Below are 10,270 nucleotides of genomic sequence, written 5' to 3' on the forward strand. Positions count from 1 at the left end.
CCCGCCCCCCCCCCGCGGGGGCGGGGGGGGCCCCCCCCCCCCCCCCCCCGCCCCCCCCGCGCCCCCCCCCCCCCCCCCCCCGCGATCGCGCGATCGGCCCGCCCGATCACCGGGGTCAGCGGGCGCCGGCGCGCAGGACCACCTTGCCGTTGCGGCCCGGCGTCTCCGAGACCACGGCGGCCTCGCCGGCGCGGTCGAGCGGGAACTCGGCCTGCACGTCGAGGCGAACCGTGCCGTCGGCGGCCCAGCCGACCAGTTCGGTGATCAGGCGGACGTAGTCGCCGCGATCGATCTCGGCGCCGCGCTGCTGGCCCCAGAAACCTTTCACCACAGCCTGTTTGAAGATGACCGCGCCGGTGTCGATGATCAGCGGCTGACCCGACAGCGCGCCGAAGGACACCAGCTCACCGCGCGGCGCCAGCAGCGACATCAACGCGTTGGCGGCCGGACCGCTGACCTGATCGACACCGCGCACGATCGGTTCACCGTTGGTGACCTCCGCCGCCCGCGTCGCCCACCCGTCGACCTCGGTGTCGAGCACCGGACCGAAACCGAGCTGCTCGAGCGCGCGCACCGAGTCGGGACCACGCACCAGGCTCAGCACCCGGACCCCGCGCTGCTGCGCGAACAGGTTCACCTGGCGCCCGACCGCGCCGTTGGCGGCGTTCACCGCGATCCACTGGCCCGGCTGCACCCGCAGGTCGTCGAGCAGCATGAGCGAACTCAACGGCATGGCCAGCAGCTGGCAGGCGGTCTCGTCGGGCACGTTCGGCGGCACCGGGACGACCTGGTCGGCGCGGGCCACGAAGAAGTCGGCCCACGCCGCCCGCGTCCCCGCGACCGCGACCCGCTGACCGACCTCGAGTCCGGTGACCCCGGCACCGACCGCGTCGACGACACCCACCGCCTCGGTGCCGGGGGTGGCGGGCAGCGGCGGCCGATAACCGTAGACGCCGCGGATGATGGCCAGATCGTGATTGTGGATCGGGGAGAGGACGGTCGCGATCCGCAGCTCACCCGGCCCGGGTTCCGGCGCGGGCACCTCCCGCGTCCCGAGCACGTCCTTCGGTTCGCCGAACTCGTCGATGACAACAGCCTGCATCTCCGCCTCCGTGGTGGTCGCGTGTCCCCGCCCGAGTCGGCTCCCATTGTGGCACCGCGGTGGCCTCGATCAGGGCAGCGGCGTTTCGTGCACGGCGCGCCAGCGCAGGTCGCGGTCGAGCACCGCGGTGACCCGGCGCGCCTCGGCCGCGGCGCCGACGCGATGGGTCTCGAGGAAGCGAAGCACGATCGTCGTGTCGTCGACGATGCTCTCGACCTCGGTGATGTCGATGACCAGACCGGGGCGGGCGTTGCGCGCGCCGCGCAGACCGGTCAGCAGTTCGTCGCGCGCGAGTACCGCACCGGCGGTCGTGACCATGCTGAACGTCGGATGCTGCGCGGCGGCGAAGCGGTCGAAGACCTCCTCGGGCGCGGCCGAACCCAGCCAGCGCGCCAGATCGGCGTGCAGGGATTCGACGGCGGCGACCAGTTCGGGGCGCGGCGGGACAGGGGTGTGCACGTCTAAATTCTAGGCGCACCGCGGCCGCGCCCGGCGATGTCAATACGCCGCGAGACGGATGTGGGAGGGCCCGGAGTAGGGCGGGGAAATAGCTCCCGCGGCGGACGAGCCGAGCGGGTCGGCACGCCTACCCTCGGTGGATGACCGTCGGAACACGCTCGTCCGCACCACCTTCGGGTCGACGCCTCGCCGAGGTCGACATCCTGCGCGGCTTCGCCCTGTTCGGCATCCTGATCACCAACGCGATCGTCGCGACCACCCTCTGGTCGGTGGCAGGCACCCGCGACAAGCCGGTCTCGGTGTTCGACGGCACTGTCGATCAGGTGGTGCGCGCCGGCGTCGACGCGCTGTTCACCGGCCGCTTCTATCTGCTGTTCGCGTTCCTGTTCGGGTATTCGTTCACGCTCCAGATCGCCGCCGCCGAGCGGGCGGGGGCCGCGCCGACCCGGCGGCTGTTGCGGCGGTGCGGCGCCCTGTTCGCGATCGGGCTCCTGCACGTCTATTTCCTGTGGATCGGTGACATCCTCACCCTCTACGCCGTGTTGTGTCTGCTGCTGATCGCATTGCGGAAGAAGAAGGCACGCACCGCGATCGGCACGGCGATCGTGCTGTACTCGCTGTGGTCGGTGTGGGCGTTCCTGCCCGGCAGCGAGGTCGGCATCCTCGGGCTCGGCGAGTTCTTCGACCTGCCGAAGCTCTCGGCCGACTACACCGGCGGCTTCGCCGACACCTTCGCCGCCCAGACCGCCATCGCCCCGATCTGGCTGTTCCTGATCTGGTTCAGTCAGGGCCTGCCGAGCCTGGCGATGTTTCTGCTTGGGATGACGGCGGGCAACCGCAAGCTGTTCGAGGACCCGGAGACGGTGCGCCGCTGGTCTTCCCGGGCGATGCTGATCGGATTCGGCCTCGGCGTGCCGATCTCGGTGATGACCTTCGGCCAGCTCATGCGCTGGTGGGACCCGCCGCTGCTGCACGGCGTGCAGTACCTGGTAGCCCCCGCCATGACCTTCGCCTACATCGCCGCCATCCTGCGCCTGGCGCACACGCGCCGCGTCGGCCGATTCCTCGCCCGGCTCGCCCCCGCGGGCCGCATGGCCGCCACCAACTACATCGGCCAGTCGGTCGTGCTCATGCTCGTCTACACCGGCTACGGCTTCGCCCTCGCCGACGACATCCCGCCCCTCGGCGTCCTCGGTGTCGCCCTGCTCACCTTCGCCGCTCAGCTCGCCGTCAGCATTTGGTGGCTGCGCGGCCACCTCTACGGCCCGATCGAGTGGGTCCTGCGGGCCGCCACCTATCGCACGATCCCGGCCTGGCGGCGACCTGCGGAACCCGCTGCGGCGCACGTCGAATAGGAGCTTCGGGCGGTGGGCCGGACGGCTGCTGTCATGGTTGCCGACGCGGCTTGCGTCCTTCGCGCGACGCGGTGGTCATTGTCTGCCAGAGGTCGGATCGAGCCGGTCGGCCTGGTGGAATTCCGCGCGCCAGCGGTGGCGTCCGGGGAAGTCGGGCCGGGGGAGGCGTTCGACGCGGACCGGGGTGAGGTCGGGGGTGGCGATGGCGTCGATGTCCGCCCGGGTGAGGGGCCATGGTGGGCCGGGCAAGGGAGTGGTGGCGATATCGGCGATGACGAGCAGGGTCGCGCCGGGAGCCGGAAAGGTACGCAGGGCGGCGAGGGCCGGCTCGCGGACGGTGGGTGGCAGCGACTGGACGGTGATCGATTCGATGACCAGGTCGAAGGCAGCCGCCCACGCCGTGGGTGGGTTCAGCAGGTCGGCGACCTGGTAGGCGACCGGTGACCCCGGGTGGCGGGCGCGTGCACCGCGGATCGCGGTGGGGGAGATGTCGAACGCGGTGGTGCGGATGCCCTGGGCGGCGACGAATTCGGCGTCGGTGCCCAAGCCGCAGCCGATGACCAGCGCGCGGGCCCCGACCGGAACCGGGTGGGCCGCGAGCCAATCCGCCAGCAGGGGGTTGGGGTAGGCGTTGTCCCACGGGACGATCGAGGACCCTGCCGCGGCCTCGGCGTAGAGCGGTTCGAACCATCCGGTCGGATCGTTCGCGGCCAAGGCTTCGGCGGCGAGGCGGCGGTCTGCGGGTTCCTGTGCGTCCGTCATGGGACCAGTCTTCACCACGGAGCGATCCGCGCCGGTCAGGGGACGAGGACGACTTTTCCTGTGGTGGCGCGGGATTCGAGGGCCTCGTGGGCCCGGGCGGCCTCCGCGAGGGGGAATTCGGTGAGGGCGGGCACGAAAGTGCCCTCGGCGGCGAGGTCCAGCGCGCGGCGGGAGAGCGGGAGCAGGTCGCCGCCCGCGCGCTCGATCATCGGGGGGCCGAGGACGGAACGGGAGGTGATGTGCCGGGTTGCGAGCGTCGCCGGGTCCAGGGCGGTTTCGGCGCCGCTGGACCAGCCGTGGATCAGGTGCGTGCCGCCGGGGCCGAGGAGGTCGACCGCGGCCGCGCCGTTCGCGCCGCCCACGCCGTCGAACACATCGGTCGCGGTCCGCCCACCCAGGCGGGCGCGGACCTGGTCCGGCCAGTCGGCGGCGGTGTAGTCCACGGCGATGTCGGCGCCGTTGGCCGCGACCCGGCGGACCTTCTCCGGCCCGCCCGCCAGCCCGACCACCGTGGCGCCCATCGCCCGGGCGTACTGCACGAGCAGGGTGCCGATGCCGCCGGCGGCCGCCGTCACCACCGCGACGCTGTCGGCATCGAGATCGGTGAACAGCAGAATGCCGAGCGTGGTGCGGCCGGTGCCGATCATGGCGACGGCGGCACCGGGCGAGACGGTGCCGGGGACGGTCAGCAGGCGACCGGCGTCGGCCACCGCCAGCTCGGCGTACCCGCCGGGGGCGGTGCCGAGGTGGGTGACCACCGTGCGGCCGAGCAGTCCCGGATCGACACCCTCGCCCACCCGGTCGACGGTCCCGGCGACCTCGCGCCCCGGCACCGTCGGCAGGGCGGGCACCGGGAACGGGCCGGGCTCCCCGCGGCGCAACGCGGTGTCGACCAGGTGGACACCGCTGGCCGCCACGGCGATGCGCACCTGACCCGCGCCGGGTTCGGGATCGGGGACGGTCTCGTAGCGCAGGTTCGTGGCCGGACCGAATTCGTGGAGTCTGATCGCGTGCATGCCCACCATCGTTCAACCTGAATGATGGTTGAGGTCAAGCGTGGTGGTCAGCCCGCGATCGGTCGCTGCTCGCGGTCGGCGCGGGCCGCGAATCCGTCGCACAGCGCGTCCAGGCCGAGGAACAGCAGGTCCTCGGAGGTCAGCTCGCTCACCCCGGCACCGTTCAGCTCGGCCAGGGCGGGCGGCACCGGGAACGAGGGGGTGCCCTCCAGCAGGTCCCGCAGGCCGTTCGTGTCGTCGGTGGCGGTGCGCTTCTCGGCCAGCAGCGAGCCGCCGACGACGGGCAGGCTCGCGCCGGAGATGTAGTTCCACACCGTGAAGGCCATGGTGGTGGCTTCGCGCACGGTCACGTCCAGCTCCCGCAGCCCCGCCACCAGCCAGGCGAGACTGTTGAGGCCCTGGGGGCCGAAGCTGTAGCGGGGCACCGCGAAGGTGAGCAGCACCCACGGATGCTGCTGGTAGAGCTCCCAATCGATCTGCGCCGCGATGCGCACGCGGTCGCGCCAGGTCCAGCCGTGGTCGGCCGGGTCGGGGTAGGGATGCCGGGCCGCGATCTCGTCGGTCATCGCGGCGATCAGTTCGTCCTTGTTGGTCACGTGCCGATACAGCGACATGGTGCCGACCTCGAGCCGCTCGGCGATGCGGCGCATCGAGACCGCGTCGAGCCCGTCGGCGTCGGCGAGGGCGATCGCTACGTCGATGATCGCGGTGCGTGTGAGCTTCGCATCAGTCATCCCATGATTCACTTTCCATGACCCCCGAGCATGCGTACACTGTACCCGTTACCCGCGTACGGCGTACGCAAACCCCTGGAAGGATGTCGGAATGACGAAGCTGGAACCGGCGGTGCCCACCGCAGTCGCCGGTGGACGCCGCGCGTGGCTCGGCCTCGGCGTGCTGCTGCTCCCGGTGCTGCTGGTGTCGATGGACATCTCGGTGCTGTTCCTCGCCATGCCGACCCTCACGGCCGACCTGGATCCCAGTGCCTCCCAACAGCTCTGGATCCTCGACATCTACGGTTTCATGCTGGCCGGACTGCTCATCACGATGGGCAATCTCGGTGACCGGATCGGCCGCCGCAACATCCTGCTCCTCGGCGCCTCCCTGTTCGGCCTCGCCTCCGTGCTGGCCGCGTTCGCGCCCAGCGCCGAGATCCTCATCGCCGCGCGCGTGCTGATGGGTATCGGCGGCGCGACACTGTTGCCGTCGAGCCTGGCACTCATCTCGAGCCTGTTCCCCGACGTTCGCCAACGCGCCACCGCGATCGGCGTGTGGACCGCGTTCTTCGCCGGCGGCTCGGCGGTCGGCCCGATCATCGGCGGGCTGCTGCTGCACCACTTCTGGTGGGGCTCGGTGTTCCTGATCAACATCCCCGTGCTGGCGATCCTGCTGATCTTCGGCCCGATCCTGCTGCCCGAGCACCGGTCCACCACGCTCGGCCCGCTCGATCTGCCCAGCGTCGCGCTGTCCATCGCCGGCATCCTGCCGGTGGTCTACGGCATCAAGCACCTGGCGGCGGAGGGCTTCGACCTCGCCTCGGTGGTGATCGCCGCGGTCGGCGTCGTCGTGCTGATCGTGTTCGTGCGCAGGCAGCGCAGCCTGGCCGAACCACTGCTGGACCTGAGCCTGTTCACCCGGCCGCTGTTCCGGGTCGCGATCGGGGCGAGCCTGGTCGGCATGATGTCGCTGGCCGCGATGAGCTACCTGACCAGCATCTACCTGCAATCGGTCACCGGGCGTGATCCACTGCAGGCGGCTCTGCTCGGCATCCCGATGGCGGTCGCGGTGTTCGTGTTCTCGATGAGCGGAGCCAGGGTGGGACGGGCGCTCGGGGTGCGGGCGACCTTCACCCTCGCGCTGGTGATGTCGGCCGTCGGCAACCTGATGCTGCTCGGCGTCGGTGTCGACGGTGGCCTGCCCTGGTACATCCTCGGCTCGATGATCGCGGGCATCGGCTACGGCATCTCGTTCACGCTGGTGTCGGACGTCGCGGTGTCGGCGGTGCCCGCCGAGCGGGCCGGGTCCGCGGTGGGCATCTCCGAGACCAGCTTCGAACTCGGCAATTCGCTCGGTCTCGCCCTGCTGGGTTCGGTGGCCGCGCTGGTCTTCCGGTCCGGCGGCGACTTCGGCGACACCCTCGGCGAGACGATCCTGCACGCGAACGGCGACAGCGGTCTGGTCGCCGCGGCGCGCGAGTCGTTCGTCAGCGGCATGCACGTCGCGACGACCGGTGGGGCGCTGCTGCTCCTCGCGATGGCGGCACTGGCCTGGCGGTCGGCGCGGGGCGCCCGCGCGATGACGACCGAGACCCGAGGTGAGCTGCACCACTGAGCGCCCTCACGGGGCGCCGGGACCGCCCGGTTGCATAGGATCGGCGGATGCGAAACGAGGGTGCGGGCCTGGCGACCTTGCTCGCGCTGGCCGACTCGCGCCTGCCGATCGGCGGGCACGTGCACTCCGGTGGCGTCGAGGAAGCGGTGGCGTCGGGGCTGGTGCGCGACACCGGAAGTGTCGAGCTGTATCTACGGCGACGCGTCGCGACCTCGGGCCTGGTGGCCGCCTCGCTGGCGGCGGCGGTGTGCGCGGGCACGCTGACGCCCGAGCGCGCCGAGCTCGAGGCCGACGCCCGCACCCCCGCCCCCGCCGCGCGCACCGCCTCGCGTGCGCAGGGCCGCGGCCTGCTGCGCCTCGCGAAACAGCTGTGGCCGAGCCACGAGTGGGCGCGCGCCGGTGTCCGACCCCACCTGTCGACGGTGTTCGGCATGGTCGGGTCGGCGTGCGGCGCGGACCCGGAGCAACTCGCCGGCGTGGTCGTCTACACCACGCTCACCGGTGCCGCCACGGCCGCGCAACGGCTGCTCGCCCTCGATCCGGCGGCCATCGCCGACGCCACGATCCGGCTCGCGCCGCTGTGCGACGCGCTCGCCGCCGAGGCCGCGGGTGCGCTCGCCGCGCTGTCGGACCCGCTGCAGGACGCCATGGCCGAACGTCATCTGCTGCGCGACATGCCGTTGTTCGCTTCCTGAGCTTCCCGAATTCCCCGTCCCCCGAGAAGGAGTACCCATGCCGCCCCATCTGATCGATGGCGAACCGCACGAGCACAGCCACGACCGCCCCAAGCGGCACCGCGCACCGGGCGAGGCGCTGCGCATCGGCATCGGCGGCCCGGTGGGCTCCGGCAAGACCGCGCTGGTCGCGGCGCTGTGCAGGCAGCTGCGCGACGAACTCTCCCTCGCCGTGCTGACCAACGACATCTACACCACCGAGGACGCGGACTTCCTGCGCCGCCACGCGGTACTGCCCGACGAGCGGATCACCGCCGTGCAGACCGGCGGCTGCCCGCACACCGCCATCCGCGACGACATCACCGCCAACCTCGACGCCATCGACGACCTGGTCGCGGCCAATCCGCCGCTCGATCTGATCCTGGTGGAATCCGGCGGCGACAACCTCACCGCCACGTTCTCCTCCGGCCTGATCGATGTGCAGATCTTCGTCGTCGACGTCGCCGGGGGCGACAAGGTGCCGCGCAAGGGCGGGCCGGGCGTCACGTTCTCCGACCTGCTGGTGGTGAACAAGACCGACCTGGCTCCGCTGGTCGGCGCCGACCTGGGTGTCATGGAGCGCGACGCGGCCAAGGTGCGTGAGGGCCGACCCACCGCGCTCGTGTCGCTGACCGACGACCCGGCCGCCACCCCCGTGCTGGCCTGGGTGCGTGAGCAACTGCGCGTCGTCGCCGAGCAGGACGCGGCCACCGGCGTTGCGCACTGAACTGAGCATTGTCGCCGCCCCGGGCAGGCTGCCGCGCATCGATGCGGTCGGCGGCCTGGCCGGGCGGTACACCGGCGCCGACACGGTGCACCTGATCGGCACCGCCGCGACCCCGCTCGGTGGTGACGAACTCGACATCCGCGTCACCGTGCTCCCCGGCGCGCGGCTGACGGTCCGCTCGGTGGCGGCGACGATCGCGCTGCCGAGCGCCCGCACCCCACTGTCGGTGGCGCACTGGCATTTCGAGCTCGGATCCGGCGCCACCCTGGACTTCGACCCGGAACCGACCATCGTGGCCGGGGGCGCCCGCCACCACACGGTGACCACGGTGCTGCTGGCGCCGGACGCGCGGCTGCGGCTGCGGGAACGGGTGCAGATCGGCCGCAGCGGGGAGGACGACGGCAGCTGGCGCGGTGACCTGATCGCCGATCTCGACGACGTTCCGCTGCTGCGGCACCGGCTAGCGCTCGGCGCCGGGACCCACACCGACGACCGGCTGCGCGCGCCCCGCGCACTCGACAGCGAACTCGTCTACCCCGACGACCGGCCCGCCTGGACAGGCGGCGTCGACGCGGTCCGGCTGCCGCTGGCCGCCGGGGGAACGCTCGCGACGCGCACGGGTACCCGGCTCGATGCCGAGGAGCCGCGCGCAGCCGCACCGGCGTTCGCGGTCGGCTGATCGGCGAAAACAACAGTGGGAGCCGGTATTCCGGCTCCCACTGTCACTACCCGGATCGCTCAGGCGCTGACGAGCTCCGCCTGGTCGGCGACCGTCTCCGGTGCTGCGGCCCGCGGCGGTGTGAGGAAACCACTGGCCGCGCCGACGGCGGCACCGACCCCGGCGCCGACGACCGTCGCGGGCACCGACACCGCCATGTAGCCCGCCATCCCACCCAGGATCGGACCGGCGACCAGGCCGACCGGCAGGAACGGCACACCGGCCACGAGGCCGGCGATCGCGCCGCCCGTGCTCGCCGCCATCGCGAACGGGATGGCCACCGTGGACCCGACCACCGCGCCGCGCGCCGCGCTGCCCAGGGTCGAGGCCGCGATGTGGTCGGAGCGGCTGCGCTCGAGCCCGACCGAGTCGAGGAAGGTCGCCAGGTTCGCCTCGGTGTTGGCCGCGGCGTCGTTGATCTGGATCGAGGTGTCCACCGGAACGAAGTCGGGCACCGGAACCTGCTGGTCACCGAAGCGGAACTGCCCCGGCGGCGGCAGGATCGGCGGCACCGGCGCGACCGCGGTCGGTGCGTGCAACGTGCCCACCGGAGACAGGTAGTCCGTCTCCGGGCCGGTGCGCGACCACTGCAGCGAGCTGCGCGTGTTCTCCGGCATCTGCTTGCCCACGTAAGGGGTGGCGTTGGGTGCCACCGCGTCGAACTCCGGCCCGGCCGGTTGATCGTGCTGGGTCACCGCCGCCTGCGCGGGATCGGCGTTCGCGGTGCCCGTGCCGATCAGGGCCATGACCAGGGGTACCGCTCCTGCCGCGACGACCGAACCCACCTTCTGTCGCTGCGGGCTCGGCGCCCTGTGTTTCCCCGTCGCCATAGATCACCTTTCATCCTGGGGATTGGTCACACATATGACCTCCGACATTCGGACCGGTGCCGGAGACGGATGGGTCCGAAACGGGAACGTGCCGGAAAGGGATCGCGGCGCGGAAACGCCGGGCGGGGGGGGGGGGGGGGGGGGGCCCCCCCCCCGGGGGGGGGGGGGGGGGGGCGGGGGGGGGGGGGGCGGGCCGCCCGCGGGGGGGGGGGGGGGGGGGGGGGGGGGGGGGGGGGGGGGGGGGGGGGGGGGGGGGG

General features: G+C 72.4%; 12 protein-coding genes. 6 read left to right on the top strand and 6 right to left on the bottom strand.

Going from position 1 to position 10,270, the window contains the following annotated elements; translation table 11 throughout:
- Positions 1 to 115: 115 nt before the first annotated feature.
- Together QH270_RS11370 and QH270_RS11375 are read right to left on the bottom strand one after the other, a co-directional pair.
- Positions 116 to 1,102: an alcohol dehydrogenase catalytic domain-containing protein gene (locus QH270_RS11370; RefSeq protein WP_280340755.1), complete on the bottom strand. Its 987-nt coding sequence runs from the start codon at positions 1,100 to 1,102 to the stop codon at positions 116 to 118.
- A gap of 69 nt (positions 1,103 to 1,171) precedes the next feature.
- The gene (locus QH270_RS11375; protein ID WP_280340756.1) at positions 1,172 to 1,561 is read right to left on the bottom strand and encodes a hypothetical protein; all 390 of its coding nucleotides are present in this window, start codon (positions 1,559 to 1,561) and stop codon (positions 1,172 to 1,174) included.
- A gap of 140 nt (positions 1,562 to 1,701) precedes the next feature.
- On the opposite strand from QH270_RS11375, the gene QH270_RS11380 reads away from it, so the two are divergent.
- On the top strand, positions 1,702 to 2,916 hold the full coding sequence (locus QH270_RS11380) for a DUF418 domain-containing protein (RefSeq protein WP_280340757.1): 1,215 nt from the start codon (positions 1,702 to 1,704) through the stop codon (positions 2,914 to 2,916).
- 75 nt (positions 2,917 to 2,991) lie between these two features.
- On the opposite strand, the gene QH270_RS11385 is transcribed toward QH270_RS11380, so the two are convergent.
- The 3 genes from QH270_RS11385 to QH270_RS11395 are packed head-to-tail and all read right to left on the bottom strand — an operon-like array spanning position 2,992 to position 5,428.
- On the bottom strand, positions 2,992 to 3,678 hold the full coding sequence (locus QH270_RS11385; RefSeq protein ID WP_280340759.1) for a class I SAM-dependent methyltransferase: 687 nt from the start codon (positions 3,676 to 3,678) through the stop codon (positions 2,992 to 2,994).
- 35 nt (positions 3,679 to 3,713) lie between these two features.
- Positions 3,714 to 4,694, bottom strand: coding sequence for a zinc-binding dehydrogenase (locus tag QH270_RS11390; protein WP_280340760.1), 981 nt, complete (start codon positions 4,692 to 4,694; stop codon positions 3,714 to 3,716).
- 47 nt (positions 4,695 to 4,741) lie between these two features.
- Positions 4,742 to 5,428, bottom strand: coding sequence for a TetR/AcrR family transcriptional regulator (locus QH270_RS11395; RefSeq protein WP_280340761.1), 687 nt, complete (start codon positions 5,426 to 5,428; stop codon positions 4,742 to 4,744).
- Positions 5,429 to 5,519: 91 nt separating this feature from the next.
- Between QH270_RS11395 and QH270_RS11400 the strand changes: the two genes are divergently transcribed.
- The 4 genes from QH270_RS11400 to QH270_RS11415 are packed head-to-tail and all read left to right on the top strand — an operon-like array spanning position 5,520 to position 9,144.
- Entirely contained in the window at positions 5,520 to 7,025 is a 1,506-nt protein-coding gene (locus tag QH270_RS11400) for an MFS transporter (protein WP_280340762.1), read from the top strand.
- A gap of 47 nt (positions 7,026 to 7,072) precedes the next feature.
- Positions 7,073 to 7,720 (top strand): urease accessory protein UreF, encoded by a 648-nt coding sequence (locus QH270_RS11405; protein ID WP_280340763.1) that lies wholly within the window; start codon positions 7,073 to 7,075, stop codon positions 7,718 to 7,720.
- A 37-nt stretch (positions 7,721 to 7,757) separates the two neighbouring features.
- Positions 7,758 to 8,465 carry an urease accessory protein UreG gene (ureG, locus tag QH270_RS11410; protein WP_280340764.1) on the top strand — a complete coding sequence of 236 codons (708 nt, stop codon included), beginning with the start codon at positions 7,758 to 7,760 and terminating at the stop codon, positions 8,463 to 8,465.
- A complete protein-coding gene (locus QH270_RS11415; RefSeq protein ID WP_280340765.1) occupies positions 8,455 to 9,144 on the top strand; it encodes an urease accessory protein UreD in 690 nt (229 codons plus the stop codon). The genes ureG and QH270_RS11415 overlap by 11 nt, the downstream gene beginning before the upstream one ends.
- 59 nt (positions 9,145 to 9,203) lie before the next feature.
- On the opposite strand, the gene QH270_RS11420 is transcribed toward QH270_RS11415, so the two are convergent.
- Positions 9,204 to 10,013, bottom strand: a complete 810-nt coding sequence (locus QH270_RS11420; protein WP_280340766.1) for a hypothetical protein — start codon at positions 10,011 to 10,013, stop codon at positions 9,204 to 9,206.
- A gap of 56 nt (positions 10,014 to 10,069) precedes the next feature.
- Here QH270_RS11420 and QH270_RS11425 point away from each other — a divergent pair.
- The coding region (locus tag QH270_RS11425) for a hypothetical protein (protein WP_280340767.1) at positions 10,070 to 10,270 on the top strand (201 nt) is incomplete at its 3' end.

Origin of the sequence: Nocardia neocaledoniensis, from assembly GCF_029868625.1 — a bacterium.
GTDB lineage: Bacteria > Actinomycetota > Actinomycetes > Mycobacteriales > Mycobacteriaceae > Nocardia > Nocardia neocaledoniensis_A.